Consider the following 24,614-nt stretch of genomic DNA (forward strand, 5'->3'; position numbering starts at 1 on the left):
TCTTATCATGAACGTTATGAATGAAAATAAGATCGAAGAAGCGGTGAGCGCCAGGATGACTGCCGGTACGAACGAAATCATCAAGATGCGTGGTGACAAGGTCACCGTGCACTATGGCGAGAAGCAGGCCCTGTTCGACGTCGACCTCCTGATCCGCGAGAATCAGGTGACGGCGCTGATCGGACCTTCGGGATGCGGCAAGTCGACATTCCTGCGTTGCCTCAACCGGATGAACGACACGATTGCGGGCTGCCGCGTGGGCGGCAAGATCACACTCGACAGCGAGGACATCTATGACCGTTCCATCGACGTGGTGGAACTGCGCGCGCGTGTCGGCATGGTGTTCCAGAAGCCGAATCCGTTTCCCAAGTCCATCTATGAGAACGTCGCCTATGGGCCGCGCATTCACGGCTTGACGCGCAGCAAGGCCGAGATGGACGAGGTGGTGGAAAAAAGCCTCCAGCGCGCCGCGCTGTGGGGCGAGGTGAAGGACCGCCTGCACGAGGCGGGCACCGGCCTCTCAGGCGGCCAACAGCAGCGTCTTTGCATCGCGCGCGCCATCGCGGTGTCGCCGGAGGTGATCCTGATGGACGAGCCTTGTTCGGCGCTCGATCCGATCGCGACCGCCCGTGTCGAGGAACTCATCGACGAATTGAAGCAGAACTACACCATCGTCATCGTCACGCACTCGATGCAGCAGGCGGCGCGCGTTTCGCAGCGCACGGCGATGTTCCACCTTGGCTATCTGGTGGAGGAAGGACCGACCGAAAAAATGTTCACCAACCCGGATGAAAAGCGCACGCAGGACTATATCACCGGCCGCTTCGGCTGACGGTGAGAGAACATCAAGTCGCGAGGACAGGCACATGGGTGAGCATACAGTTTCGGCCTACGATGAGGAATTGAACGAAATCGACCGGCTGATCCGCGACATGGCGGAAACGGCAGGCACGATGGTAAACGGTTCAATCAAGGCGCTTCTTGCCGGCGATCTGGCCGCGGCACAGCGGGTGATTTCCGAGGACGCGGTGATGGACACCTACCAGCGCGAGCTGGACGACCGGGCGATCACATTGATAGGCAAGCGTCAGCCGATGGCGCAGGATCTGCGCGCGGTGCTGGGCGCCATCAGGATGGCTGGCGATCTGGAGCGCATAGGAGACCTTGCGAAGAACATCGCGAAGCGGGTCAGCGCGGTGGGCGCTTCGGCCATGCCGAAAGCGCTATCGCATGGAATCGAGAACATGTCGTCGCTCGTGCTGGCTCAAGTGCAGGCAGTCGTCGACTACTATGTCGAGCGCAACAGTGCCGGGCTGCGCGGTCTGCGTGACGAGGACGAGAAGATCGATGTGAGCTATACTGCGGTCTTTCGTGAGCTTCTGACCTATATGATGGAAGATCCGCGCAACATCACGGCCTGCACGCATCTGCTGTTTTGCGCCAAGAACCTGGAGCGCATCGGCGACCACGTGACCAATATCGCCGAGATCGCCTTCTTTGTCGTGACCGGAGAGCAGTTGCCGACGCAGCGCCCGAAGCACGACGAGACGACGGCGGCGATTGTCGGCGCATGAGGAGTGAGCGATGCTTGCACCCAAGATCATGGTTGTCGAGGATGACGAGCCGCTTGGCGTCCTGCTGAAATATAACCTCGAAGCCGAGGGCTATCAGGTCGAAGTGATCGCGCGCGGCGACGAGGCGGAAATCCGGCTTCAGGAAAACGTGCCGGACCTGCTGGTGCTGGACTGGATGGTGCCCGCCGTGTCCGGCATCGAGCTGTGCAGGCGTCTGCGTATACGCCCTGAGACCGAGCGCCTGCCGGTCATCATGCTGACGGCACGCGGCGAGGAAAGCGACCGCGTGCGCGGTCTTTCGACGGGTGCCGACGACTATCTGGTGAAGCCCTTCTCGACGCCGGAATTCCTCGCGCGGGTCAAGGCCCTGCTGCGCCGCGCGAAGCCTGAGGTGCTGTCCAGCGTACTCAAGGTCGGCGACATCGTCCTCGACCGGGAACAGCATCGCGTCTACCGCAAGAAGTCGGAGCTGAAGCTCGGTCCGACCGAGTTCCGCCTGCTCGAATTCATGATGCGCCACCCGGGCCGGGTGTTTTCGCGCGCGCAGCTTCTGGACAATGTCTGGGGCGAGACGATCTATATCGACGAGCGCACGGTCGACGTGCATGTCGGACGCCTGCGCAAGGCGGTGAACACGGGGCGCATGCCCGATGTCATCCGCACCATTCGCGGAGCGGGCTACGCGATCCGCGAGGACTGATCGGAGGTCGCATAGACCTCCCTGTCGATCCAGGTCAGTGCCAGCATCGCACAGCCCTTCTCGATAATCGGAACCTCCTGCGCGATGGTCTCGTAGGTCGGCGCGGTGTTGTGCTGGCCGCCGGCTGTCTGGGCCAATGCCTGTTTCATCGAGGGCTCCAGAAGGTCGAAATGTCGCGCGCCCCACCCGATGAAGGCAACCGGCGCGGGATCGATCAGCGCGAACAGGCTGCCAAGCCCGTAGCCGATGGCTTCGCCTGCCTGTGCGAATGCCTGCCGCTCAGGTCCGTCCGCCCTGCGCGCGCGTTCGGCAATTGCCTCCATTTCCGCGTCGTCGACATCGGCCACCGGAGGCGTGTCCTCGGGCAGGCCATGCGCGCGGCGCCAGATCGCATAATTGCCCGCATAGGCCTCGATGCAGCCATTGCGCCCGCATCGGCAAAGTGCGCCGCCGGGGCGGTGGTTCATGTGTCCGAATTCGGAAGCCGATGAACGTGTGCCGACAAACAGACCGCCCTTCGACATAAGACCCATCCCGATGCCGTTTGAGATGAGCAGCGCGATGAAATCGTTGCGGTAGCGGGTGGGGTCGAGCCAGCGCAGCGCCTCCGCCATCATGTTGCAGTCATTCTGCACCGTGACCGGCACCTTGAAACGGTCGTGGATCAGTGCCGCGAAGGGCAAGTCGCTGTGCGGCGTGATGGGGGACCAGACCAGTGTGCGGCCCTCGGCGTCCGTCGTGCCCTGCGTCGCCAGTACGATTCGCTTGAGGCTCGCGCTGCGCCCGGAGCGATCCAGCAGGCTGAAGATGAATTCGAGAATCGAGGTGCACAGTTCGTCGCGCCCGGCGGTGAGCGTCGGAATCCGGCGGCTCTCCTGGACCACGATATTGCCGGCATAGTCGATGACCGCGCCCGATATGGAATTGAGCGAGAGGACGGCAGCGACGACGGATGCGGCTTCCGGCGCAATCTCGATGCCGACCTGCGGCCGTCCTCGCCTTGAGCCGTTGTCGGCGCTGCCGTTGGATTCGCGCAGAATGCCTTCGGCAATCAGGTCGGCGGAAATTGCCGAGATGGTGGAATGGCTGAGGCCGGTCGAAGTGGCGAGCGCCGTGCGCGAAAGCGAGCCCGCGCGCCTGATCGCGCCGATGAGGAGCGAACGGTTGCGCCGCCGCAAATCATCATGGCGGATTGCAACGGACATTGCTTCGACATTTCCTCCTTCAACCCTCTTGCCGAGGTTGTTGCTTCATTCTTGGCAGAGAAGCAAGCTGCCGTCACCTATTATTTCGGGACGCGAAAAAATGGACGGACGCCACGTTGACAGCACGTTCCAGTTGAGCCATTCTTTTTTTCGTGCCTCGAAAAAATATTTCGAGATGCCTGACGATATGTCAATTTGCCCTGCTTCGGGGCATTGGGAGGAAACCATGAAGAAATTTGCAGCCGCCATGCTGGCGGGTGTTGCGCTGTCACTTACGCTCGGTGGCGTGGCCTCCGCGAAGGACAAGATCATCGGCGTATCCTGGTCCAACTTTCAGGAAGAGCGCTGGAAGACGGATGAGGCTGCCATGAAGGCGGCCATCGAGGCCGCCGGCGACAAATATATCTCCGCCGACGCGCAATCCAGCCCTGCCAAACAGCTCACGGATGTCGAAAGCCTCATCAGCCAGGGCGCGAACGCGCTGATCGTGCTGGCGCAGGACGCGAGCGCCATCGGCCCGGCGGTCGAAAAGGCCGTCGCGGAAGGCATTCCGGTCGTCGGCTATGACCGGCTGATCGAAAACAAGGACGCCTTCTACCTCACCTTCGACAACAAGGAAGTCGGTCGCCTCCAGGCGAAGGGCGTGTTTGCCGTCAAGCCCGAGGGCAACTATGTCTTCATCAAGGGCAACGGCGCTGATCCGAATGCCGATTTCCTGTTCGCGGGCCAGATGGAAGTCCTCAAGGAAGCCATTGATGCCGGCAAGATCAAGAATGTCGGCGAGGCCTATACGGACGGATGGCTGCCCGCCAACGCCCAGAAGAACATGGAGCAGTTCCTGACCGCAAACGACAACAAGGTCGATGCCGTCGTCGCCTCGAATGACGGCACTGCGGGTGGCGCGATTGCCGCCCTGCAGGCGCAGGGCCTTGCCGGTTCCGTACCGGTATCCGGCCAGGACGGCGACCATGCCGCGCTCAACCGGATCGCGCTCGGCACGCAGACCGTTTCGGTCTGGAAGGACGCGCGCGAGCTCGGCAAGCGGGCCGCCGAAATTGCGTCCGAGCTTGCCGACGGCAAGAAGATGGAGGAAATCGGCGGCGTGACCAAGTTCACGACGCCCGGCGGCATCGAGATGAACTCGGTGTTCCTCACGCCCGTCGCGATCACCAAGGACAACCTCAACGTGGTGATCGACGCCGGCTGGGTTTCCAAGGATGTCGTCTGCCAGGGCGTCACTGCGGGCAGCGTCGCCGCCTGCAACTAAGCCGATCCGGCGAACCCACAGCGAACCGGCCGCTCCACAAAGCGGCCGGTTTGTTCTAACATGTCCGTCGGGAGGAGACGATGAGCGATCTTGTATCGGGTACTTCGGCGGACCGCGCCCGCGCAGCCGAACTCGGCGCGGTGCAGCGTTTTCTCAAGGCGACCGAACTCGACACGCGCATGCTGGGCATGATCGGCGCGCTGGCGGTCATCTGGATCGGCCTGCATTATTTCTCGGGCGGCCTGTTCCTGACGCCGCGAAACCTCTGGAACCTGTCCGTCCAGACCGCGTCGGTGGCCATCATGGCAACCGGCATGGTGCTGGTCATCGTGACGCGCAACATCGACCTTTCCGTGGGGTCCGTGCAGGGCTTCGTCGGGATGATCATGGGCGTCACTCAGGCGGAATACCTGCCGCAGGTGCTTGGTATCCCGCTCGGCAGTCCGTGGATATGGGTGATTGCGCTCGTGACCGGGCTGCTGCTCGGCATATTGATCGGCGCGCTGCAAGGCTTTCTCATTGCCTATCTCACGATCCCGGCCTTCATCGTCACGCTGGGCGGGTTGCTGGTCTGGCGCGGAGCCGCGTGGTGGGTGACGAGCGGGCGCACCGTCGCGCCGCTTGACCCGACCTTCCGCCTGATGGGCGGCGGCCCGCAAGGCTCCATCGGGGCAACCGCAAGCTGGATCGTAGCTATCGTGGGCTGCGCGGCCGTGGTGCTGTTGCTGGTCCAGGCGCGGCGGCAGCGCAAGCGCTTCAAGTTTCCGTTGCGTCCGGTCTGGGCTGAATTGTTTCTGGGCGCGGTAACCTGCGCGCTCATTCTCGGAGCCGTGGCGGTCGCCAATTCCTATCCGTGGCCGGTCGGCATCGTGCGTTCATACGCAGAGGCGAACAACATCACCGTTCCCGAGGGCGGGCTGTTCATCGCCCACGGACTTGCGATTCCGGTCCTGATTGCCCTGGCCATCGGCATTGTGATGACGTTCGTGACCACGCGCACGCGCTTCGGCCGATATGTGTTCGCCATCGGCGGCAATCCGGAGGCGGCGGAGCTGGCCGGCATCAACACGCGCCGGGTCGTGATGCGCATATTCATGATCATGGGAGGACTGGCGGCCATCAGCGCCGCCATCTCCTCGGCCCGCCTCAACGCGGCAACCAATGCGCTCGGCACGCTGGACGAACTGTTGGTGATCGCGGCAGCGGTCATTGGCGGCACGTCGCTGGCCGGCGGCGCGGGCACCGTAGCGGGAGCCATGCTTGGCGCGTTGCTCATGCAATCCTTGCAGTCGGGTATGGTGCTGCTGGGCATCGACACGCCGCTGCAAAACATCGTCGTTGGCATCGTGCTTGTCGTCGCCGTCTGGCTCGACACGATGTACCGCAAGCGCGTCTGAAGGGAGGCCGTGCCATGAGCGAACAGCGCGTTCCACTGGTCGATATGCGCAATATCTCGATTGCCTTCGGCGGCATCAGGGCCGTGGACGATGCGTCCTGCGACCTTTATCCCGGCGAAGTCGTGGCGCTGCTCGGCCACAACGGCGCGGGCAAATCCACACTGATCAAGATCTTGTCCGGGGCGTACAAGCGCGACAGCGGCGAAATATTCATCGACGGCGAGGAAGCGCAGATTTCCACGCCGCGCGATGCCAAGAAATACGGCATCGAGACGATCTACCAGACGCTTGCGCTGGCCGACAATGTCGATGCCGCCGCTAACCTGTTTCTGGGCCGCGAATTGATGACGCCCTATGGCACGCTGGACGATGTGGCCATGGAGGCCGAGGCGCGCCGCGTGATGGGTCGCCTCAATCCCCGTTTCCAGCGCTTCAAGGATCCGGTGGTGCGGCTGTCCGGTGGCCAGCGCCAATCAGTCGCCATTGCGCGCGCGATCCTGTTCAATGCGCGAATCCTTATCATGGACGAACCTACGGCCGCACTCGGCCCGCAGGAAACCGCGCAGGTCGGCGAACTGGTCACCCAGTTGAAGAGCGAGGGCATCGGTATTTTCCTCATCAGCCATGACATACATGACGTGTTCGAACTGGCCGACAGGGTTTGCGTCATGAAGAACGGGCAGGTGGTGGGCACCGCACATACGTCCGACGTGACTCAGGACGAGGTTCTGGGGATGATCATTCTCGGAAAGTGCCCGCCCGGAGCCATTCCGGGCCCGGGCGCATTGAAGGCGGCGGCCTGAGCTTACTGGCGACGGCTTTCTTCGCGAGGAGAAACCGACGCGACTGTCGCGCCGCCCGCAATCACCGCTGCTTTCAGATGTCCGTCGGGCGTGATGTCCCAGACGAGTTCGGCGTCTTCCTCTTCCATCGCCGGGTCGACATAGACGCATTGCGAAAAGACGCGCGCGGCAAGCGTCTGTGTATCGGTTCGGGCCTGCGGCAGGTCCGCCGCACACTCTTCCATCGTCTCGTAGATGACCGGGCCGGGGGCCGGAATTTCCTTGCACTGGTCAAGGTTTCCCGAACAGCCGACAATCAGCAACAAAGCAGCGATATGTTCCATCTGCCGCACCTCCTGCTCATAAACGAATATAGCACGAGGCGGTTCCGGCGAATTGTGAACAAATGGTTGTGAGGCGTATCCCTCTGGTGAATACCCACCTCAAAAGTTCCGCCGGGCTATGTCCGGCGAGGAGCATAACCCGGCGGCCACTCGCCACCGCTTGAGGGATACGGTGACGGGTTTTGGGCGGCGCGCTCTAGGCGCGGCGTATGAAGCTGGCGATCAGCGAAATCACAAGGAACGCCAGGAATATGAAGAACAGGATCTGGGCGATACCTGCGGACGTACCCGCAATACCGCCGAAGCCCAGTGCGCCGGCGATGATCGCCACAACGAGAAAAACGAGAGCCCAATAAAGCATGGCTACAACCTCCTTGATCGTCTTGTTTCTATAACGGATGAGCCGGGTTTGGGTTCCACGGCGGCGGCGTGAATGGCCTGAAAAATCGAACGTGTCACGCCGCGGCCTTGGCCTGTCGATCGAAGAAAAGCGCTTGTCCGATCAATGCCTTGACCATTTCATTGTTGAACGGCTTGGTGACGAGGAAGGTGGGTTCGGGGCGCTCGCCCGTCAGCAGCCGTTCCGGGAACGCGGTTATGAAAATGACCGGGATGGAGGTCATTCCCAGGATCTGGTTCACCGCGTCGATGCCCGAACTGCCGTCGGCAAGCTGGATGTCAGCCAGCACGAGCCGGGGTCGGGTCTTTTCGAACATGGCCGTGGCTTCGGCATGCGTGCGCGCCACGCCCACGACGCGGTGCCCAAGGCTTTCCACCATCTGTTCGATGTCCATGGCGATCAGCGGCTCGTCCTCGATAATCATGACGTCCGTCGCCATCTGCCGGGACAGTTCCTCGCTCGCCCGGGAAAGAAGCGACTCAAACTCCTCTTCCGACGTATCCAGGACTTCTGCGGCTTCCTCTTCGGAAAACCCTTCGACCGAAACCAGCAGGAAGGCCTGCCTCGGCAACGGGGCGAGCGCGGAAAGGTTGGCTGCCGCGTGTTCCTCCCAGCCTGCGACCTGCTGGCCTTCGGAAGGGATCCTCCTCGATATGGCGGTGAACAGCTTGGCGAAGAGCTTGTAGAGGGCGATTCTATCGCTGGAGGCCTTCGGGAAAATTGAAACGTCAGCGATTATCGCTTCCAGAAGTGCTGCAACCATTGCATCGCCGCTCGACTGGGACCCCGAAACCGCGCGCGAGAAGCGCCGCAGGTAGGGCAGATGCGGCGCAATAGCCGTGGACAGATTTGCCATTGGTTACCCTCAATTGATGCGTTTGCGTAGATAGCCTTTGCAGGCCGGACATGCACATAATGTATGGCGGCAAAAAATGTTCCAGAAAGAGGGAACGAATATGTCGCGGCCCCGTTACGGGCAGACCGGCGGGACCTGTTCCGCTAACAATTTCAATATGACCTGCGATACCGGAAAAAGGGCGGGTAGATTAACAGCAAGGGGAAAGGCCGGTGGCAGACAAGGTATCGGACAACAAAAAGCGGGCGCGCGGGGAGGCCGCCCTTGGACCGAATGCGGAGATCGGGCGAAAGCTCAAGCAATACTATGAAAGCCTGGTCGCCGAAGAAGTCCCTGACCGCTTCGCGCAACTTCTGAGCCAGCTTGAACGTGTCGAAACCAAGCTCGAGAAGGATTGAGGGGCGCGATGGCTCAGCCGGAAAGCTTCAAGAAGGATTTGCTTGCCGCCATCCCAAGCCTGCGCGCTTTCGGTGTTTCGCTCTCACAAAACGCCGACAGGGCCGATGACCTTGTGCAGGAAACACTCGTCAAGGCATGGGACAAGCAGGACAGTTTCGAAACGGGGACGAATCTGAAGGCTTGGCTGTTCACGATTCTGCGCAACGAATTCTATTCGCAGATGCGCAAACGTGGTCGCGAAGTCCAGGACAGCGACGGGATCATGACCCAAAAGCTCGCGGTGCACCCGGGTCAATTGGGCGTGCTCGACCTCGCGGATTTTCGCGAGGCTCTCTCCACGCTGCCTCCCGACCAGCGCGAGGCCATCATCCTGATCGGGGCGTCGGGCTTTTCCTATGAAGAGGCAGCGGAAATCTGCGATTGCGCCGTCGGCACGATCAAGAGCCGCGTCAGCCGCGCGCGCACGCGCCTGCAACAGGTGCTGGCAGTCTCCGGCGAGGCGGATTTCGGTCCCGACGCGATCTCCGCACAGGTCATCAGCTCAAACGCCGCCTGACCTGCGCCGCACCGAACTCAGGGCGTCAATGAGGTCCGAGCCGGTATAGGGTTTGCGGACAAGCGGGGCGTCGGGAAATAGCAGCGCAAGCTGGCCGTCGGCATCGCCCCCGGTCGTAAACACGATGGGTGTGCTGGATGCCCGAAGCTGGTCCGCCAGGGGGAGCGCAGACTTTCCGCGAAGAATGAGGTCAACCACGGCCAGGTCGAACCGCTCCTGCAGCGCCGTCTCGGCCTCTTCAAACACACTGTAGGTCATTACGAAATCGGCGCCGTTTTCCCGGCAAAGGTCTTCCACCTCCAGCGCGATCAACGGTTCGTCCTCCAGAACGATTATGCGCGCGCCAGCCAGCGATTTCGATGCCAATGGTGTATCCGCCCGTCCCAATCTGAAATCAGGCACGCGCCTGCAATCGCGTACATAGGGCCGGATGGGCGAGACTTACAATATCATTTGCAAATGATGGGCTTGCGCCAGATAGAATGACGGAGTTCAAAGGAACTTCGCCTGATGCGCCGCGTTGTGCGTTTTCAGGAATGAGGGAGACGGTTATGGCTGCTACCACCAAGGGCGCGAAGGTCGATGCGCCGGACTCGACGCTTGAAGAAGATGTTCGCCAGTTGCAGCGCGACATCCAGAAACTGACCGAATTGCTCGCCAGGACAAAACAGGACTCCTACAGCGCCGCAAGCCACGCGGCCAGCGAAGGCATGGAGCATTTGCGCGCCCAGGGCGATGCGGCGATGGAAGGTCTGCGCAAGAGCGCGGAGGACGTCGAGGCGCAAATCGTTACCGCGGTCCGTGAAAAGCCCGTCACCTCACTGGCTATCGCAGCCGGGATCGGATTTTTATTCGCACTGATTTCCAGGCGGTGACCGCATATGCTTGCCGCCTTGCTTGGTAGCCTCGCTTCCGGCGAGACGAAACTCGCCTTGCGAAGGGCAAAACTGGCGGTTTTCGTCTATGGATTCGCAGCCATCTGCCTGCTGTGCGGCTTAGGGTTTCTGGTCGGAGCCGGCTATATTTTCGCGGCGGAACGGTATGGTAGCCTTCAGGCCGCGCTTGGTTTCGGTGCTGGCTTCATACTGCTTGCCCTGCTCGCTCTGCTGATTTTCAAGCTCACGGCGCGTCGTCGCGCCAGGCGTACCGCAGCCTTCCGAAAATCTGAAATTTCCGCGCTGGCGGCCGCATCGGGCATCGCGATTGCATCCAATCTGTTGCGCAGCAAGGCAGGTATCGGCCTTATCGCCACGCCGCTCGTGGGCTTTCTCGCCTACCAGATCATCAAGGAAAACACGCGTCGCCCGCCGCCTCCCGAGCAGGATTGAAGCCGCCCGGCGGAACCAAGCATTTTCCCGAGCATTGCCTTCTCGAACACCGCCCAGCGGTGTTGAAAGGAGAAGGTGATGGTTAAAATCGAACCCGAAAAAGCAAGACAGGGACGTCGTGGCCAGCACATGCTGGTCGTGTTGCTCGTCGGTCTCGCGCTCGCCGTGATCGCATGGTTCGGGCTCGAGTTCTACGGCGAGAAAATCGATGCATCGACTCCGGTCGAGCAATCTCAGGGATCTCAATAACCCGGAAAACTTCGGAACCCACAAGGGAGTCCGACGTTGGTCATACACGCCGCCCGGTTATTCGTTGAAGGTCGGGCAACGATTTACAGAAGGGAGACGACTATGTTTCGCAAATTGCTTTTGACCACCGCTGTCGCTTCGCTGGTTGCCGGCGGAGCTTTCGCACAGGAACAGACCGCGCCCGCCGCGCCGATGCCGGCAGTGCCCGCTGAAACGACCCAGCCTGCCGCCGAGGCCCCGGCTATGAAGGCCGACGGGCTGCTGGCAGCCAATATCATCGGCGAGAGCGTCTATAACGGAACCGGCGACGATGCCGAGAAGATCGGTGACGTCAGCGATCTGGTGATCGATCCCAATGGCATGGTGAAATCCATGGTGGTTGGTGTCGGCGGCTTCCTCGGAGTCGGCCAGAAGGACGTTGAGGTGGACTACAAGTCCGCTGAATGGACCGAACGAAATGGTGATCGCTGGATCGTCATGGCGATGACCAAGGACCAGTTGCAGGCGCTGCCGGAGTTCGACCGGACGCCATATGACCCGACGCCTCCGGCGACAACGGGCAGCACGACGACTGCGCCTGCTCCGGCGGACAATATGACGACGCCGCCGGCCGCTGCGCCGGCTACGCAGGAACCGCAGCCGGCTAACTAAACAATCTGCAAGCTCCAGTTGAGGCCGGCCCAGTGCCGGCCTCTTTTTTTATCGCCATCCGGAACGCCAGCTCGGCGCGGCAAAGCTTCCGGCGACGCCTGTTTCGGTCAATTCGCTCAATGCGAGCGACTGGTCCAGATGTTCCGCGCGCCAAGACAGCAATTGCTCGGCGAAGTCCAGCCGCAGGCTGGCGAGTGCAGGGTCCCTTGCGCGGTCGACGAGTTCGTCGGGGTCGTCGTTTAGATCGAACAGCAGCGGCGGAAGCCCGCCTCCGAAATGCACATATTTGTATCTTTCCGTGCGCAGCACAGCGAGGTTGCATTGGCGGGGGTTCAGGCCGAACGGCTGGTTCTTCTCGCCCTTCGCGATTGCGCGAAAATCAAACTCCCAATGCGCCGCCGTGCGCCAGTCAGCAGGGGGCTTGCCGGTCAGGAACGGCTTCAGAGATTGGCCGTCGAGATGATCGGGCGCTATGCCGCCGAGCAGTTCGATCATGGTGGGCATCAGGTCGACCGCTTCGGTGAACTGGTCGACCGTCGCCCTGCTTCGGCCAAAGGGTGTGCGAATGATAAGCGGGAGATGGTAGCTCTGGTCGAAATAGCCGCCCTTGCCCAGCATATAGTGGTCGCCCATCATCTCCGCATGGTCGGAGGTGAGCACAATGATCGTGTTTTGCCATTCGCCGCTTTGCTTCAACGTGTTCCAGATGCGCCCAAGCTGATCGTCGACCTCTGAGATCATCCCGAAATAGATGGACCGGATGATGCGGAATTCATCCTCGGACAGGTTTCGCACCTTGCCTTTATGTCCCGGCAGGAATTTCGATCGCTTCTGCTTGTCCAGCTCATGCTTGAGATAGGGATGCGAACGCGCTTCCTGTTTCCATGTCGGCGCACGGCGGAATGCCGGACCGTCCGACGGGTCGTAGAGCGTGTTGAACGGCTCCGGTGCGATGAAGGGCGGGTGCGGGCTGAGATATGAGATATGCGCAAGCCAGGGTCCGTCCTGCTCCGAGTGCCATCGCAGGAACTCCCCGGTGAGAAATGCGGCGGGCGTCTGCTCGCGCGTATAGATCGGCGGGGCCTTGGAAACCGTTGCGACGTCGCCGTTTGCCGGGCGATGGATGTCGGGAAACACGGCGTCGGTTTTGACACCCTGCATGGCCAGCCAGGACAGCCACTGCCTTTGATGCTCCGGCAGGAGCTGGCGCGCCGTAAACCCCGGCAGCACACCTTCATAGGAACGCAGGACCGGGTCGCCGGGGGCGAAAAAGCGCGGATCGGGCGAAACATCCGTATAACCGAACAGCGTCGGCTCATAGCCAAGGGCGCGCGCTGCCTGCGCGATGGTGCCGTGGCGGGCATCCAGCGGCGTACCGTTTCGGCAGACGCGATTGTTCATCTGGTAGAGGCCGGTATAGATGCAAGCGCGCGCGGGCGAGCAGGGCGCTGCCCCCGCATAGTGCCTGCGAAACAGCACGCCTTCGCCCGCCAGCGCGTCGGCATTCGGCGTGCGTACGACCGGATGGCCTGCTGCGGACAGGCAGTCGCCGCGCCACTGGTCGCATGTGATGAAAAGCAGGTTGGGCCGCGCCATCGATCCACTCCCAAGGGACGCAGCCATCGAACGCGATTCCCGGTCCAAGACAAGATGATCTATTGATGAACGATATCTCAATGTCGTTCACAAAACGGCGACAGTCTATCGTCGGGTGAGGGACTTTTCATTCGGGGCCGCCGGGACGACATTTCGGGCAACACAGAAATCCGAAGGGAGTTCATCATGTTGGACCAGATCAAAGGGCTGCATCACGTAACCTCGATGGCGTCGGATGCGCGCTCGAACAACCGTTTCTTCACGCACACGCTCGGCCTGCGCAGGGTCAAGCAGACGGTCAATTTCGATGCGCCGGATGTCTATCATCTCTACTATGGCGATGAGAAAGGCACGCCCGGCAGCGTCATGACCTATTTTCCGTTTCCGAATATCGGCCGTGCCCGCAGGGGCGTCGGCGAGGTGGGCACAACGGCGTTTTCGGTCCCGCAGGGAACGCTGGGATATTGGGAGGAAAGACTCAAAGCCAAAAGTGCCGGGCAGGTGCAGCGCGATGAACGCTTCGGTCAGTCACGGCTTACATTCGAGGGGCCGGACCATGATTCATTCGCGCTTGTCGAAAGCACGGACGGTCGCGAGCCGTGGACCGGCGGCGATGTCCCGTCTGACGAAGCCATACGCGGCTTCCATTCGGTGTCGATGCGGTTGCGTGACGATGGCCGCATGGCTGAGTTGCTGAAGTTCATGGGCTATCAGGAGTCCGAAAAATCGGGTCAGGTCACGCGCTTCATCATGCCTGACGGCAATGGCGCGGGCATTGTCGATGTGGAAACCATTCCCGGCGCGCCGTTCGCGGACCTCGGGGCGGGCTCCGTGCACCATGTCGCCTTTGCGGTGAAAGACCGCGCCGACCAGCTTGCGGTGCGCAAGGCGCTCATGGATACGGGCTATCAGGTGACGCCGGTGATCGACCGCGACTATTTCTGGGCGATCTATTTCCGCACGCCCGGCGGCGTGTTGTTCGAAGTCGCCACCAACGAGCCCGGCTTCGACCGCGACGAGGACAGCGCGCATCTCGGCGAGGCGCTGAAGCTCCCGGCGCAGCACGCGCATCTGCGGCCGTATCTCGAAAAGCACCTTGAGCCTCTGGAGGCGTAGGTCATGAGCAAGGACAGCTATAGGCACATCGTGTCGCCCGGTTCTCCGGGCGGCCCGCTGCTGTTCGCGTTCCACGGAACCGGCGGCGACGAACACCAGCTCGTGGGTCTCGGCAAGGATCTTGTTCCGGCCGCGACGGTCGTTTCGCCGCGCGGCGACGTGTCGGAGTTCGGGGCCGCGCGGTTCTTCCGGCGCACTGGCGAAGGCGTCTACGACATGGACGACCTTGCCCGCGCCACGCGGAAGATGCAGGGCTTCGTCGCGGCGCATGTGGCGGCGGCGAAGCCGAACGCGGTCCTGGGCATCGGCTATTCGAACGGTGCGAACATCCTTGCGGCGACGCTGTTCGCCGCGCCGGACCTGTTCGACGCGGTGGCGCTCCTGCATCCGCTGATTCCCTTTGAACCCGATGTGAAAGGAACGCTTGCGGGAAGGAAAGTGCTCATCACGGCGGGGCGGCGGGACCCGATCTGCCCGCCGCAATTGACCTCCCGGCTCGACGCGCATCTGCGTGCGCTGGGCGCCGATGTCACGCTGGACTGGCACGAAGGCGGCCACGAACTGAGGCAGAATGAATTAGAGGCGGCGCGGAGCTTTTTAGCCGGCATATCGAAGGAGACCTTGAAATGACGAACGAGATCAAGCTCGACGAAACCGATACGAAGGGGCGCTACTGGCTGCGCGGGGAAGATGGCTCCGAAGCCGAGATGACGTTTACGAAAAGCGGCGCAAGCACCATCATCATCGACCATACGCTGGTGCCGGATGCGTTTCGCGGGCAGGGCGTGGGCCTGAAGCTGGTCGAGCGCGGCATTGCCGATGCCCGCGCGGCGGGCAAGAAGATAATTCCGCTCTGTCCCTTCGCCGCCGCCCAGTTCCGGCGTCACCCGGAATGGGCGGACGTGCTCAAGGGGTAGTGTTCGTTAGACAGCCCAGAAATAACGCACGATGTGAAAGAAGATCGGGGCCGAAAAGACCAGGCTGTCCGCGCGGTCCATCATGCCGCCGTGACCGCCGATCAGGTGGCCCCAATCCTTCACGCCCTGATCGCGCTTGATGGCCGAGGCCACAAGTCCGCCGAGAAAGCCCATGGAGCAGGAGAGGAAGGCGATCAGCCCGGCCTGCAAAGGCGTAAACGGCGTCAGCCAGTAGAGCGCCGCGCCAAGCAGGCTGGCGCTCGCCAGCCCGCCCAGCAGTCCTTCCCATGTCTTTGACGGCGAGACGCGCGGCGCGACGGCGTGCCTGCCGAACAGCTTGCCGAATATGTACTGAAGGACGTCGCTGCCCTGTACCGTGATCATCAGGAAGGCGACCAGCAGCAAATGGCGTCCCTCGAAGCCCGGCAGCGGTAGCGTCATCAGGGCAGGCACATGGCTCATGCAGTAGACGGAGATCATCACCGCCCATTGTTGCGCCGCAATGCGTTCGAGGAAGTGTTCCGTATCGCCGCTGAGCGCGGTCATGGCCGGCATCAGCAGGAAGCAGTAGACGGGAATGAAAATCACGAACAGCCCGTACCATTCGCTCCACACCAGCCAGTACTGCACGGGGATGATGATGGCGAACATGCCGATCAACACCCAGTAGTCGCTGCGCCTCGTCGGGGTGAGCGTCACGAACTCGCGGAGCGAGAAGAACGAGATCAACGCGAACAGCACGACCAGCCCGTTCTTTCCGAACAGAAGCGCGAAGCCCAGAACCGCCACCATCGCCCACCAGGCATTGATGCGCTCGGTCAGGTTGGCGAGCGTCGCCGTCGGAGCCGCCGCGTGCCGGTTGAGAGCGAACGATACCGTGCTCGCGGATGCAAGGATGGCAAACAGGCCGACCGAGAGAAGTTGGTAGTCGTTCAGCATCATGTGCTTCGCTTCCTACGAGGGTCGAGGGCAAGCAGCGCCTCGCGGGCGCGGGCGAGGAAGGCCGGGCGATCCTCATTCAGTTCAAGTGCGACCGGCGCGCCGAAGATGACGCGGCACAGAAGCGGCACCGGCAGGAATTTGCCCTTGGGCAGCACGCGCGACATGTTTTCGATCCAGCAGGGCACGAGTTCCACGTCCGGCCTTGCCGTCGCGAGGTTGTAGAGACCGGAACGGAAGGGCAGCAGCGCCTGCGCATCGTCCGTATTGCGAGTGCCTTCCGGGAAGATGATGAGGGAATCGCCCTCCGCCAGCACCTGCAACATTGCCTGCATGGGATGCGGCGCGCCTTCCGACACTTTGCGCTCGATCAGCACCGTCGAAAGCAGGTCGTTCGCAATCAGGCGACGCAGCCGCGTGCTGCCCCAATAGTCCGCCGCCGCGACTGCCCGCGTGCGCGCTCGCTCGCCTCGGGGGAGGCAGGAGGCCAGCAGGATGAAATCGCCGTGGCTGGCGTGGTTCGCGTAGTAGATGCGCTGCCGGGTGGACGGCGCGCTGCCCGACCAGATCGGCCGCACTCCGGTGATAACCCATGCGAAACCTGCGAGCAGGGAACTGGTCCAGCTCTTGACGAGCTTGTTCATGTGATCGCGGAACATTCGATGCGCCTCAAGCTGCCTGCGCGAGTGAAGCGCGGATGCGGTTTGTTACCGTTGCCGGCGACAGCAACGCCAACAGGGGAAACAGGATGGGTGCGAGATTGCCGAGCGGAACACCGAAGGCGACCAGAACCGCAATCAAGCCTAGCGCGAATGCGCGGTCGCTCTTGCCGAACGGCCCGTCATAGCGGCGCGAGGCATTGAGCGAAACGCCGAGTATCCCCGCAAATTCCGCCAGCGCGGCGGTGAGTGCGAAAGCAACCACGCCCCAGGCGGGAAACAGCGGAACAGCGGCGAAGGGCAGGATCAGCGCCCAGTCGGAAATCACGTCGCACAATTCATTGAGCACAAGGCCGATCCGCGAAGCCTGTCCGTGCTCGCGCGCCAGCATGCCGTCTATAGCGTTCAGTGCCATGCGGACCAGCAGCACCAAGGGCAGTAGCAGGAGAGCCAGCCTGCCGGACGGAAAAAGGGCGATGGCGATGCCCGCCGCGAGCGACAGCGCAGCCGCGCCGAGCGTGACCTGATTGGCCGTTATCCCGGCAGCCGCCAATTGCCGGGTGAGCGGCCGCAGCAGTGACTGGAAAGCCGGCTTGATGTCGTAGAGCGTCGGCACATGCTCCCCCTGAGCCATTTATGAACCTTGTTCATCTGAATTGCGGCAAAAATTTGAACGCCGTTCAAATCAGGAAGGGGTAATGCCTGCGCCGGGGAGGGGCATTGCGAGGCGCTCGCGATTTTTGGAGTGGCACTCGAAATTTCAATATGGGGTAGTTGGCGGCTTGATTGCTTCAGCACTTGATAGTGGGTGAACGAACTGGCTGCATGAAGTTTTATCGGCACACGCCAGCCGAAAGTGCCAGTAGTGTTTTGGCTGAGTGCGCGCGAATCGTTAGGCGAGTGCTCCTTCCGATCTCATGCTTGGAATGGTATGGCGGGATTGTGGACGGGCGTGTATGGGATATTTGCTAGCGCAATAAGATTGGATCGCTCGGTGGCATTCGCCAAGCATATTGTTCAGTCCCAAGTACAAACAACCACGACAGCTTGATTTGAATCTACAAATCAAAGCTTGACTAAATGGCGGCTAATTGTATGATATGACGAACCGAAAAGGCCGGGGGATCAGCCCGGCCCTGACGTTAGGGGAAATCGTTATCTCCTCATGTACCACCTCCCGGCGCGGGCTCTACCGACCATGCGCTGTGGGGTTCAACCGCCTGATCAAGACGGTCCTCGACATTCGCCGTAGACGTTGTCTGGCTATGACCCGCGTCTACGGCGATTTCATTTTCAGCAAGCGTCCATCCAGCTCGCCCATGTGAAACAAAGTCGGGTGAGTTGGAGAGCATTGCGGATAGATTGTTCTGCGGTTTCTCGCCGGGGATGTGGAACCCGGCCCTTTCAAGAAAGGCAAAAATATCTGCAGTTTTTGTTGGGTTAATAAACTCCCTGATATAGTCCTTTGCTGCGTCGACAATTTTCTGGCGTTCAGTTGAAGTGCGTGAACGGCTAGTATTGCCCACAAGTGAAGGGCGACGCACTACCCCGGTGGGGGCTGGCGGGTTGTCGATTTGAGTGTGTTGGCGCTCACCCAAATAGAGCGCACGCAATCGCCGAACTTCAGCAAGCTTTATATAGTCTGGGTTCGCCGCCAACTTTCGCTCAAGTTGTGCGATTTCGCCATCCAAAGCCTTTACAAGCGTGTCAGACATGCCCGCGATTCCAGTTTCTCTACATACAATGACACAAGTCACAAACTCTTGCAAGCGTCCGTGGGGAGAAATTAACCTCTCATCCAGCTGCCTAGGGCTTCCTTGCAAATGCCTTGTCATCGCTTTGTGCGTGATTTTTCTCCAAGCCTGTGGCCATTGACAAGATCGCGCAAAGCGTTCTTGTTATCCCCCTTTGTTTGGGCGATGCGTATGGCTTTGATCGCATTGCCGAAACAACGGCAGTACGAGCTCTAGCTCTTTGGCCAGATGGATCTAGAGATTGACCCCGGTTTGCAATGACTGCATTTTCGCTTGTCTGTAAAGCGTGGAAACTGCGTATGCATGAACAACTCAGCCTCTTCTACCGACTGGAACGGTCCATCCCATCCGGTATTGCCGGAGTTGGTCTTTGCTTGACCGAGCTGGCCTTCGCCATTGTTGCAGTGCGAGCATGTTCCTCTATGAACACGCGCTCGCTTAATGGGTGTCATATGTGAGACGTAGTACTCCACACCTTTAAGCATATGAGAGTTCGATGCGAATCGCGAGATGCGTGACGTCAAATTTCGGCGCTACCAACTGACTGATTTTTTCACTTGCCCCGCCTTCCCATGGTGCTAACTTGAGTTGGGCACCGCACTTTGAAATTTCATTGTGGAGGAATGCGATGAAAAAGTCCTGGACCAAGCCGCAAATGTGTCAGGTTTCGGCTGGCTTCGAGATTTCTCGCTATCAGTCGTCGGAACTCGAAAAGAAATAGACAGAGACACGGGCGCTCGTTGCAGGCTCCCGGCTTTCATGGTCGGCTCTGCAGCGGGCGCCTGATCTGCAATGCGGGTCAGGGTTTTGGGCTCCGCCGCGGGCGGCGGGGTGCCCCAGTGGAATTGTAACTACATCTACAGCCACCGCGCGCGGATCGGCGATGGCGATGTTCCCGTTCGGCTGCAATCGAGCATTGCCGTTTCCAGCGGGGACGGGTGGGTCATATTCAACGCATCGCCCGACATTCGCCAGCAGATCGCCGCCGCGCGCTCACTGCAACCTGACCCGGACGGCCCGCTGCGCGCCAGTCCGATCGAGGCCATCGTGCTGACGAACGCCGATATCGACCATATCGCCGGATTACTGAGCCTTCGCGAGCGTCAGCCCTTCAATCTCTATGCCACGGAGCGCGTGCTGGAGGTTATCGAGCAGAATCCGGTCTTTCGCGTGCTCGACCCGGCCTTTGTCCGGCGCATTCCGATTGCGCTCGACCGGCCGGCGATCATCGAGGCCGTGGACGGTCGCCCGCTGCTCGAAGTCGAACTCTACGGCGTGCCGGGCAAGGTCGCGCTCTATCTGGAGACCGGCGAAGCGGGCAGGGATTTCGGCGCGGATGAAGGCGACACGGTTGGCGTGGCCATTTCAGCGGTCGGCGGCGGCAAGAAGCTGCACTACATTCCAGGTTGCGCGTCGGTCACGGCGGCGCTGAGGCGCCGGATCGAAGGTGCCGACCTGCTCTTCTTCGACGGGACGCTTTTTCGCGACGACGAAATGGCCGAAGCGGGTGTCGGTGAAAAGACCGGGCAGCGCATGGGCCATCTTCACATCGGTGGAGCGGACGGTTCGCTGGCGGCGCTGGCGGATTTGGCTGTCGTTCGCCGCTGCTACATTCATATCAACAACACCAATCCTATACTGGACAGCGCCTCGCCGGAGCGCAGGCTGGTTGAAGAACAAGGCTGGCTTGTCGCCTTCGACGGCATGGAGGTGGATCTGTGAAGCGCCCTTTCCAGGTGGATCGCATCCTGCGGCCGGGCCAGCTTGAGGCGCTGCTGCGGGAGGTGGGCGAGGAGCGCTATCACATCAACCATCCCTTCCACCGGCTCATGGTCGAGGGAAAGCTGACGCGCGGGCAGATGCAGGCATGGGCGCTCAACCGATATTGCTATCAGGCGGCGATACCGAGGAAAGATGCAATCGTGCTTTCGCGGCTGGACGATCCCGCCATGCGCGTAGCGTGGCGTGAGCGCATCATCGACCATGACGGCGACGGCACGAAACCGGGCGGCATCGAGCGCTGGCTGCGCCTTGCCACGGGTCTCGGCCTCGACGTCGACATGGTGAAATCGCAGAGGCTTGCATTGCCGGCCACCCGCTTTGCGGTGGGTGCCTATCTCACGCTTGTCGAGAAGTGCAGCCTGCTCGAAGCAATCGCGTCCTCTCTGACCGAGCTTTTCTCACCAAGGGTCATAGGCGAGCGCGTGCCCGCCATTCTCAAACGCTACGACTACGTGACCGAGGACACATTGTCCTATTTTACGCCCCGCTTGCAGCAGGCGCCCCGAGATGCGGAGTTCGCGCTTGGCTATGTGGTCGAACATGCGCGAACCATCGAGGAGCAGCAGTCAGCCGTCGATGCGCTGGTCGCCAAGTGCGACATGTTGTGGGCAATGCTGGATGCGTTGCACTTCGCCTATGTGCAGCCTGCCTTGCCCGCGCCGGGGGCGTTCGTTCCGCAGGACCATCCGGGATGAACCGCTTAGCGGCATCCCGTTCGATTGCCGGCAGCGCGAGCAGGCCGCGCCTGCCGCGCCATGTGCGGTTGCATTACGATGCGGTACGCGGCGCGTGGGCACTGCTTTCGCCGGAAAAGGTTCTGTGGCCCGACGAAGCCAGCCTGTCCATCCTGCGGCTTTGCGACGGCAGCCGCTCGATTGCCGAAATGTCGAGCGTGCTGGCCGGCCAGTACGACGCCGATGCGGGTGAGATCGAGGCCGATGTCATCGCCTTCGCGCAGGACTGGTCGGACCGGATGGTGTTGCAACTATGAGCGCTCCCGGCCCGCCGATCGGCATACTCGCGGAGCTGACGCATCGGTGTCCGCTGCAATGCGCCTACTGCTCCAATCCGCTCGAACTGCTCAAGGCCAATCGCGAGCTTGACACACGGCAATGGCTTTCCGTGTTCGGGCAGGCCGCCGATCTCGGCGTGCTTCAAATCCATCTTTCAGGCGGCGAACCGACGCTTCGGCCCGATCTGGTCGAACTGGTCGCAGCACTTGCCGGGCGCGGCGTGTACACCAACCTCATCACTGCCGGGGTGGGCGTGCGCGATGGGCTGATGGACGAACTTGCACGAAGCGGCCTCGACCATGTGCAATTGAGCTTTCAGGGCGCGCTGCCCGAAACCACCGAAATGATCGGCAATCATCGCGGCGCGCATTCGAAGAAACTCGCCACCGCCGCGCAGGTTCGCGCCGCCGGCCTGCCACTGACCATCAACGCGCCCATCCATCGCCGCAACATGGCGGAGGTCGAAGGTTTCATCGAGCTTGCCCTGACGCTCGGCGCGGAACGGCTCGAGATCGCCAACATCCAATATTACGGATGGGCATTGCTCAATCGTCAGGCGCTGATGCCGGCGCGCGATGAAGTCATGGGCGTTGCCGCGATGATCGAGGCCGCGCAGCGGGAACTGCGCGGCACGCTTGCAATCGATTTCGTCGCGCCGGACTACTACGCGCGTTTCCCCAAGCCCTGCATGGGCGGCTGGGCGCGCGACGCCTTCATGATCGCGCCGGACGGGGCGGCGATGCCGTGCCACGCGGCGGCGTCGATCCCGCATCTTGTTTTCGACAATGTGGGGCAAAGCCCGCTTGCCGACATTTGGGACCGCTCCGAGGCGTTCAACGCCTTCCGGGGCTTTGACTGGATGCAGGAGCCGTGTCGCTCCTGCGAGCGGCGCGAGATCGATTTTGGCGGCTGCCGGTGCCAGGCCATGCTCCTGGCGGGCGATGCGAGCGCCACCGATCCGGCCTGCTCGAAATCGCTGCTGCATGAGAGGATCGTCGACCTTGCGAAGCTGAGTTCATCCGGCGAACCGGCGGACATCACCTATCGCCGTATTGGCGTTTTCTAGGTCGGCCTGCTAACCATGATGCGTTCTGGCACCGCCCAATCTTGCTGAATGCAGCCCGAAGGATCGAATACGCGCAATGGCGAAATCTCCACTCATCGTCCTGGGAAGCGGTGGAAATGCACTCGATGCGTTCGACACAATCAGGTCGCGATTTGAGATCGTTGCTTTCATTGACGACAATCCGGCGAAAGTCGGCGGCGATTTGTGTGGTATACCTATCAAGTCACGTGCTGCGCTCGATGATTTCCCGGATGCAAAGGTGATATCCATCATCGGGTCGGAAAATACGTTCTCGATCCGGGAAAAGATATTTCAGGGGTTCAATCTGCCGATCGATCGATATGCCACCATAGTTGACGAAAGTGCCTTCGTTTCCAGCCTGTCATCGATCGGAAAAGGAGTATTGCTTCTTCCCGGCGTTGTTATTCCCTCGAATGCTTCGATTGGCGACCACGTCATCGTTCTTCCAAATTCCGTCATCCATCACGACGCTGTCGTGGACGATTATTGCATTATCGGCTCGCACGTCGTGGTTGCCGGCAGTGTGAAGATCGGCAAGTCAACTTATGTCGGTAGCGGCAGCACCATCAAGAATGGCATAAGCATAGGCGCGGGTAGCCTGCTCGGCATGTCTGCGAACGTCGTGCGCGATTGTCCCGAAGGCAGCGTCATGGTGGGCAATCCAGCCAGAATGATCCGGAAGGTCGGTTCGTAGTTCGCATCCCGGATCGGGGATACTGGTGATCCCGACAGGAATCGAACCTGTGACCTACAGATTAGGAATCTGCCGCTCTATCCTACTGAGCTACGGGACCACGCGCCACTCACATAACCGCTTCGGCGGCGCTCGACAATGCCCTGATTGAGCCTATCGAGCGAGCGCCGCTTCCGCGAGGCGGACCCAGTAGCTGATGCCGAAGGGGATTGCCTCGTCGTTGAAATCATAGGCCGGATGATGGAGGCTGGCGCTGTTTCCGTTGCCGATGAAAATGAAGGCGCCGGGCCGTGCCTGCAACATGTAGGAAAAATCCTCGCCGCCCATCAGGGGCTGCATGGAGCGGCTGAGGTTCTGTTCGCCGGCAATTTCAGCCGCCACATTGCCCGCGAATACGGTCTGCTCGGGATGGTTGCTGGTCACGGGATAGTTGGGATCGAATTCGAAATCGATGTCCGCTTCGTTGGCGGCCGCGATGCCTGAGCAGATCGCGCGCATCCGCGCCTCTGTGCGCCGGGCGACGTCTTCGCGCAGCGTGCGCACCGTTCCGGCCAGTTCGACGCTTTCGGGGATGACGTTGTGGGCGTCGCCGCCATGGATCTTGGTGACGGAAACGACCACGGCGTCCAGCGGGTTTGTGGTGCGCGAGGCGATGGTTTGCAGGCTGGTCACGAGCTGGGCCGCGATCACCACCGGATCGTTGCTCTGATGCGGCATGGCCGCATGGCCGCCCCGCCCACGCACATGAATGGTAAATTCCGCGGTCGCCGCCATGATCGGGCCAGGCCGCGTCGCGAAATGTCCTACCGGCAGGCCGGGCATGTTGTGCATGCCGAACACTTCCGAAATGCCGAAGCGTTCCATGAGGCCGTCCTTGACCATTTCGTTTCCGCCGCCGCCGCCTTCCTCCGCCGGCTGGAAGATCACCGCCACGCGCCCCGCGAAGTTGCGGGTTTCTGCGAGATATTTCGCTGCGCCGAGCAGCATGGCGGTGTGGCCGTCATGCCCGCAGGCATGCATCTTGCCGGCCACATTCGAAGCATAGGGCGTGCCGGTCGTCTCCGTAATGGGAAGCGCATCCATGTCGGCCCGCAGCCCGACAGTTTCGCCCTCGCCCTTGTCGCCCTTGATGATACCGACCACGCCGGTGCGCCCCAATCCGCGCACCACTTCGTCACAACCAAACTCTGCAAGCTTGGCGGCCACGAAATCCGCCGTTTCAAAAACGTCGAACATGAGTTCGGGATTGCGGTGCAGATGACGTCGCCATTCGGATACTTCCTGCTGCAATTCCGCGGCGCGATTGATTACCGGCATGATTTCACTCACATTTCATTGGGCAAAGAAAA

31 protein-coding genes and 1 tRNA gene are annotated in these 24,614 nt (G+C 61.2%); 20 read left to right on the plus strand and 12 right to left on the minus strand.

Annotated elements, in window-relative coordinates; translation table 11 throughout:
- Window positions 1-7 precede the first annotated feature (7 nt).
- From pstB to phoB, 3 genes are read left to right on the plus strand one after another with little or no spacing between them, the layout of a single operon-like run.
- Complete coding sequence (pstB, locus tag M9924_10155; GenBank protein ID MCO5064770.1) at window positions 8-832, plus strand: phosphate ABC transporter ATP-binding protein PstB; 825 nt, start codon at window positions 8-10, stop codon at window positions 830-832.
- Between the two features lie 34 nt (window positions 833-866).
- A complete protein-coding gene (gene phoU, locus M9924_10160) occupies window positions 867-1,574 on the plus strand; it encodes a phosphate signaling complex protein PhoU (protein ID MCO5064771.1) in 708 nt (235 codons plus the stop codon).
- Between the two features lie 10 nt (window positions 1,575-1,584).
- On the plus strand, window positions 1,585-2,274 hold the full coding sequence (gene phoB / locus M9924_10165) for a phosphate regulon transcriptional regulator PhoB (GenBank protein ID MCO5064772.1): 690 nt from the start codon (window positions 1,585-1,587) through the stop codon (window positions 2,272-2,274).
- Here phoB and M9924_10170 read toward each other — a convergent pair.
- The gene (locus M9924_10170) at window positions 2,253-3,479 is read right to left on the minus strand and encodes an ROK family protein (protein MCO5064773.1); all 1,227 of its coding nucleotides are present in this window, start codon (window positions 3,477-3,479) and stop codon (window positions 2,253-2,255) included. The two genes, phoB and M9924_10170, sit on opposite strands and share 22 nt — an antisense overlap.
- A 226-nt stretch (window positions 3,480-3,705) precedes the next feature.
- Between M9924_10170 and xylF the strand changes: the two genes are divergently transcribed.
- The 3 genes from xylF to M9924_10185 all read left to right on the plus strand — a co-directional run bounded on the left by xylF (window position 3,706) and on the right by M9924_10185 (window position 6,946).
- Window positions 3,706-4,746, plus strand: a complete 1,041-nt coding sequence (gene xylF, locus M9924_10175; protein ID MCO5064774.1) for a D-xylose ABC transporter substrate-binding protein — start codon at window positions 3,706-3,708, stop codon at window positions 4,744-4,746.
- An 80-nt stretch (window positions 4,747-4,826) separates the two neighbouring features.
- Complete coding sequence (locus tag M9924_10180) at window positions 4,827-6,143, plus strand: sugar ABC transporter permease (protein ID MCO5064775.1); 1,317 nt, start codon at window positions 4,827-4,829, stop codon at window positions 6,141-6,143.
- A 14-nt stretch (window positions 6,144-6,157) separates the two neighbouring features.
- Window positions 6,158-6,946, plus strand: coding sequence for an ATP-binding cassette domain-containing protein (locus M9924_10185; protein ID MCO5064776.1), 789 nt, complete (start codon window positions 6,158-6,160; stop codon window positions 6,944-6,946).
- Window positions 6,947-6,948: 2 nt separating this feature from the next.
- Here M9924_10185 and M9924_10190 read toward each other — a convergent pair whose 3' ends face one another.
- The 3 genes from M9924_10190 to M9924_10200 all read right to left on the minus strand — a co-directional run bounded on the left by M9924_10190 (window position 6,949) and on the right by M9924_10200 (window position 8,525).
- On the minus strand, window positions 6,949-7,269 hold the full coding sequence (locus tag M9924_10190; GenBank protein ID MCO5064777.1) for a hypothetical protein: 321 nt from the start codon (window positions 7,267-7,269) through the stop codon (window positions 6,949-6,951).
- A 196-nt stretch (window positions 7,270-7,465) separates the two neighbouring features.
- Complete coding sequence (locus M9924_10195) at window positions 7,466-7,630, minus strand: DUF1328 domain-containing protein (GenBank protein ID MCO5064778.1); 165 nt, start codon at window positions 7,628-7,630, stop codon at window positions 7,466-7,468.
- Window positions 7,631-7,724: 94 nt separating this feature from the next.
- Window positions 7,725-8,525: a response regulator gene (locus M9924_10200; protein MCO5064779.1), complete on the minus strand. Its 801-nt coding sequence runs from the start codon at window positions 8,523-8,525 to the stop codon at window positions 7,725-7,727.
- A gap of 212 nt (window positions 8,526-8,737) precedes the next feature.
- On the opposite strand from M9924_10200, the gene M9924_10205 reads away from it, so the two are divergent.
- Window positions 8,738-8,923: a hypothetical protein gene (locus tag M9924_10205; protein MCO5064780.1), complete on the plus strand. Its 186-nt coding sequence runs from the start codon at window positions 8,738-8,740 to the stop codon at window positions 8,921-8,923.
- Window positions 8,924-8,931: 8 nt separating this feature from the next.
- Window positions 8,932-9,480 carry a sigma-70 family RNA polymerase sigma factor gene (locus tag M9924_10210; GenBank protein MCO5064781.1) on the plus strand — a complete coding sequence of 183 codons (549 nt, stop codon included), beginning with the start codon at window positions 8,932-8,934 and terminating at the stop codon, window positions 9,478-9,480.
- Here the strand turns inward: M9924_10210 and M9924_10215 are convergent.
- The gene (locus M9924_10215; GenBank protein ID MCO5064782.1) at window positions 9,466-9,846 is read right to left on the minus strand and encodes a response regulator; all 381 of its coding nucleotides are present in this window, start codon (window positions 9,844-9,846) and stop codon (window positions 9,466-9,468) included. The two genes, M9924_10210 and M9924_10215, sit on opposite strands and share 15 nt — an antisense overlap.
- Before the next feature lie 185 nt (window positions 9,847-10,031).
- Between M9924_10215 and M9924_10220 the strand changes: the two genes are divergently transcribed.
- From M9924_10220 to M9924_10235, 4 genes are all read left to right on the plus strand, one after another.
- Window positions 10,032-10,355, plus strand: a complete 324-nt coding sequence (locus M9924_10220; GenBank protein MCO5064783.1) for a hypothetical protein — start codon at window positions 10,032-10,034, stop codon at window positions 10,353-10,355.
- Between the two features lie 6 nt (window positions 10,356-10,361).
- Window positions 10,362-10,808: a hypothetical protein gene (locus M9924_10225; protein ID MCO5064784.1), complete on the plus strand. Its 447-nt coding sequence runs from the start codon at window positions 10,362-10,364 to the stop codon at window positions 10,806-10,808.
- 78 nt (window positions 10,809-10,886) lie between these two features.
- A complete protein-coding gene (locus tag M9924_10230; protein MCO5064785.1) occupies window positions 10,887-11,057 on the plus strand; it encodes a hypothetical protein in 171 nt (56 codons plus the stop codon).
- 102 nt (window positions 11,058-11,159) lie between these two features.
- Window positions 11,160-11,708, plus strand: coding sequence for a PRC-barrel domain-containing protein (locus M9924_10235; protein MCO5064786.1), 549 nt, complete (start codon window positions 11,160-11,162; stop codon window positions 11,706-11,708).
- Window positions 11,709-11,756: 48 nt separating this feature from the next.
- On the opposite strand, the gene M9924_10240 is transcribed toward M9924_10235, so the two are convergent.
- Window positions 11,757-13,304 carry an alkaline phosphatase family protein gene (locus tag M9924_10240; protein ID MCO5064787.1) on the minus strand — a complete coding sequence of 516 codons (1,548 nt, stop codon included), beginning with the start codon at window positions 13,302-13,304 and terminating at the stop codon, window positions 11,757-11,759.
- A 186-nt stretch (window positions 13,305-13,490) separates the two neighbouring features.
- Between M9924_10240 and M9924_10245 the strand changes: the two genes are divergently transcribed.
- Genes M9924_10245 through M9924_10255 form a run of 3 tightly spaced genes read left to right on the plus strand, consistent with a single transcriptional unit; the run spans window position 13,491 to window position 15,337 of the window.
- On the plus strand, window positions 13,491-14,420 hold the full coding sequence (locus M9924_10245) for a VOC family protein (protein MCO5064788.1): 930 nt from the start codon (window positions 13,491-13,493) through the stop codon (window positions 14,418-14,420).
- 3 nt (window positions 14,421-14,423) lie between these two features.
- On the plus strand, window positions 14,424-15,050 hold the full coding sequence (locus tag M9924_10250; protein ID MCO5064789.1) for an alpha/beta hydrolase: 627 nt from the start codon (window positions 14,424-14,426) through the stop codon (window positions 15,048-15,050).
- Window positions 15,047-15,337: an N-acetyltransferase gene (locus tag M9924_10255; protein ID MCO5064790.1), complete on the plus strand. Its 291-nt coding sequence runs from the start codon at window positions 15,047-15,049 to the stop codon at window positions 15,335-15,337. Before M9924_10250 ends, M9924_10255 begins: the two co-directional genes overlap by 4 nt.
- Window positions 15,338-15,343: 6 nt before the next feature.
- Here M9924_10255 and M9924_10260 read toward each other — a convergent pair whose 3' ends face one another.
- The 4 genes from M9924_10260 to M9924_10275 form a co-directional block, all read right to left on the minus strand.
- Window positions 15,344-16,276 carry a phosphatidate cytidylyltransferase gene (locus M9924_10260; protein MCO5064791.1) on the minus strand — a complete coding sequence of 311 codons (933 nt, stop codon included), beginning with the start codon at window positions 16,274-16,276 and terminating at the stop codon, window positions 15,344-15,346.
- Window positions 16,276-16,920 carry a 1-acyl-sn-glycerol-3-phosphate acyltransferase gene (locus tag M9924_10265; protein MCO5064792.1) on the minus strand — a complete coding sequence of 215 codons (645 nt, stop codon included), beginning with the start codon at window positions 16,918-16,920 and terminating at the stop codon, window positions 16,276-16,278. Before M9924_10265 ends, M9924_10260 begins: the two co-directional genes overlap by 1 nt.
- A 25-nt stretch (window positions 16,921-16,945) precedes the next feature.
- Window positions 16,946-17,551, minus strand: coding sequence for a CDP-alcohol phosphatidyltransferase family protein (locus M9924_10270; protein MCO5064793.1), 606 nt, complete (start codon window positions 17,549-17,551; stop codon window positions 16,946-16,948).
- A gap of 547 nt (window positions 17,552-18,098) precedes the next feature.
- Window positions 18,099-18,650, minus strand: coding sequence for a hypothetical protein (locus M9924_10275; GenBank protein ID MCO5064794.1), 552 nt, complete (start codon window positions 18,648-18,650; stop codon window positions 18,099-18,101).
- A gap of 831 nt (window positions 18,651-19,481) precedes the next feature.
- Here M9924_10275 and pqqB point away from each other — a divergent pair.
- The 5 genes from pqqB (at window position 19,482) to M9924_10300 (ending at window position 23,265) form a co-directional block, all read left to right on the plus strand.
- Window positions 19,482-20,411 carry a pyrroloquinoline quinone biosynthesis protein PqqB gene (pqqB, locus tag M9924_10280; protein ID MCO5064795.1) on the plus strand — a complete coding sequence of 310 codons (930 nt, stop codon included), beginning with the start codon at window positions 19,482-19,484 and terminating at the stop codon, window positions 20,409-20,411.
- Window positions 20,408-21,166 carry a pyrroloquinoline-quinone synthase PqqC gene (gene pqqC, locus M9924_10285; protein ID MCO5064796.1) on the plus strand — a complete coding sequence of 253 codons (759 nt, stop codon included), beginning with the start codon at window positions 20,408-20,410 and terminating at the stop codon, window positions 21,164-21,166. The genes pqqB and pqqC overlap by 4 nt, the downstream gene beginning before the upstream one ends.
- Window positions 21,163-21,462 (plus strand): pyrroloquinoline quinone biosynthesis peptide chaperone PqqD, encoded by a 300-nt coding sequence (pqqD, locus tag M9924_10290; GenBank protein MCO5064797.1) that lies wholly within the window; start codon window positions 21,163-21,165, stop codon window positions 21,460-21,462. Before pqqC ends, pqqD begins: the two co-directional genes overlap by 4 nt.
- The gene (gene pqqE, locus M9924_10295; GenBank protein MCO5064798.1) at window positions 21,459-22,550 is read left to right on the plus strand and encodes a pyrroloquinoline quinone biosynthesis protein PqqE; all 1,092 of its coding nucleotides are present in this window, start codon (window positions 21,459-21,461) and stop codon (window positions 22,548-22,550) included. Before pqqD ends, pqqE begins: the two co-directional genes overlap by 4 nt.
- A gap of 76 nt (window positions 22,551-22,626) precedes the next feature.
- Window positions 22,627-23,265 (plus strand): NeuD/PglB/VioB family sugar acetyltransferase, encoded by a 639-nt coding sequence (locus tag M9924_10300; protein MCO5064799.1) that lies wholly within the window; start codon window positions 22,627-22,629, stop codon window positions 23,263-23,265.
- A gap of 23 nt (window positions 23,266-23,288) precedes the next feature.
- On the opposite strand, the gene M9924_10305 is transcribed toward M9924_10300, so the two are convergent.
- Window positions 23,289-23,365, minus strand: a tRNA-Arg gene (locus M9924_10305).
- A gap of 53 nt (window positions 23,366-23,418) precedes the next feature.
- Complete coding sequence (locus M9924_10310) at window positions 23,419-24,582, minus strand: M20 family metallopeptidase (GenBank protein ID MCO5064800.1); 1,164 nt, start codon at window positions 24,580-24,582, stop codon at window positions 23,419-23,421.
- Window positions 24,583-24,614: the final 32 nt, after the last annotated feature.

The sequence above is a fragment of the Rhizobiaceae bacterium genome, assembly GCA_023953835.1.
Classification (GTDB): domain Bacteria; phylum Pseudomonadota; class Alphaproteobacteria; order Rhizobiales; family Rhizobiaceae; genus Mesorhizobium_G.

Coding starts and splice junctions, on each gene's coding strand:
- M9924_10220 (MCO5064783.1), top strand. CDS start 10,032: ATGGCTGCTACCACCAAGGGCGCGAAGGTCGATGCGCCGGACTCGACG.
- xylF (MCO5064774.1), top strand. CDS start 3,706: ATGAAGAAATTTGCAGCCGCCATGCTGGCGGGTGTTGCGCTGTCACTT.
- M9924_10255 (MCO5064790.1), top strand. CDS start 15,047: ATGACGAACGAGATCAAGCTCGACGAAACCGATACGAAGGGGCGCTAC.
- M9924_10225 (MCO5064784.1), top strand. CDS start 10,362: ATGCTTGCCGCCTTGCTTGGTAGCCTCGCTTCCGGCGAGACGAAACTC.
- M9924_10265 (MCO5064792.1), bottom strand. CDS start 16,920: ATGAACAAGCTCGTCAAGAGCTGGACCAGTTCCCTGCTCGCAGGTTTC.
- pqqE (MCO5064798.1), top strand. CDS start 21,459: ATGAGCGCTCCCGGCCCGCCGATCGGCATACTCGCGGAGCTGACGCAT.
- M9924_10200 (MCO5064779.1), bottom strand. CDS start 8,525: ATGGCAAATCTGTCCACGGCTATTGCGCCGCATCTGCCCTACCTGCGG.
- M9924_10310 (MCO5064800.1), bottom strand. CDS start 24,582: ATGCCGGTAATCAATCGCGCCGCGGAATTGCAGCAGGAAGTATCCGAA.
- pqqD (MCO5064797.1), top strand. CDS start 21,163: ATGAACCGCTTAGCGGCATCCCGTTCGATTGCCGGCAGCGCGAGCAGG.
- M9924_10245 (MCO5064788.1), top strand. CDS start 13,491: ATGTTGGACCAGATCAAAGGGCTGCATCACGTAACCTCGATGGCGTCG.
- M9924_10250 (MCO5064789.1), top strand. CDS start 14,424: ATGAGCAAGGACAGCTATAGGCACATCGTGTCGCCCGGTTCTCCGGGC.
- M9924_10195 (MCO5064778.1), bottom strand. CDS start 7,630: ATGCTTTATTGGGCTCTCGTTTTTCTCGTTGTGGCGATCATCGCCGGC.
- M9924_10210 (MCO5064781.1), top strand. CDS start 8,932: ATGGCTCAGCCGGAAAGCTTCAAGAAGGATTTGCTTGCCGCCATCCCA.
- M9924_10185 (MCO5064776.1), top strand. CDS start 6,158: ATGAGCGAACAGCGCGTTCCACTGGTCGATATGCGCAATATCTCGATT.
- phoU (MCO5064771.1), top strand. CDS start 867: ATGGGTGAGCATACAGTTTCGGCCTACGATGAGGAATTGAACGAAATC.
- M9924_10300 (MCO5064799.1), top strand. CDS start 22,627: ATGGCGAAATCTCCACTCATCGTCCTGGGAAGCGGTGGAAATGCACTC.
- phoB (MCO5064772.1), top strand. CDS start 1,585: ATGCTTGCACCCAAGATCATGGTTGTCGAGGATGACGAGCCGCTTGGC.
- M9924_10235 (MCO5064786.1), top strand. CDS start 11,160: ATGTTTCGCAAATTGCTTTTGACCACCGCTGTCGCTTCGCTGGTTGCC.
- M9924_10230 (MCO5064785.1), top strand. CDS start 10,887: ATGGTTAAAATCGAACCCGAAAAAGCAAGACAGGGACGTCGTGGCCAG.
- pqqB (MCO5064795.1), top strand. CDS start 19,482: ATGCGGGTCAGGGTTTTGGGCTCCGCCGCGGGCGGCGGGGTGCCCCAG.
- M9924_10170 (MCO5064773.1), bottom strand. CDS start 3,479: ATGTCCGTTGCAATCCGCCATGATGATTTGCGGCGGCGCAACCGTTCG.
- M9924_10240 (MCO5064787.1), bottom strand. CDS start 13,304: ATGGCGCGGCCCAACCTGCTTTTCATCACATGCGACCAGTGGCGCGGC.
- M9924_10180 (MCO5064775.1), top strand. CDS start 4,827: ATGAGCGATCTTGTATCGGGTACTTCGGCGGACCGCGCCCGCGCAGCC.
- pstB (MCO5064770.1), top strand. CDS start 8: ATGAACGTTATGAATGAAAATAAGATCGAAGAAGCGGTGAGCGCCAGG.
- M9924_10275 (MCO5064794.1), bottom strand. CDS start 18,650: ATGTCTGACACGCTTGTAAAGGCTTTGGATGGCGAAATCGCACAACTT.
- M9924_10190 (MCO5064777.1), bottom strand. CDS start 7,269: ATGGAACATATCGCTGCTTTGTTGCTGATTGTCGGCTGTTCGGGAAAC.
- M9924_10260 (MCO5064791.1), bottom strand. CDS start 16,276: ATGCTGAACGACTACCAACTTCTCTCGGTCGGCCTGTTTGCCATCCTT.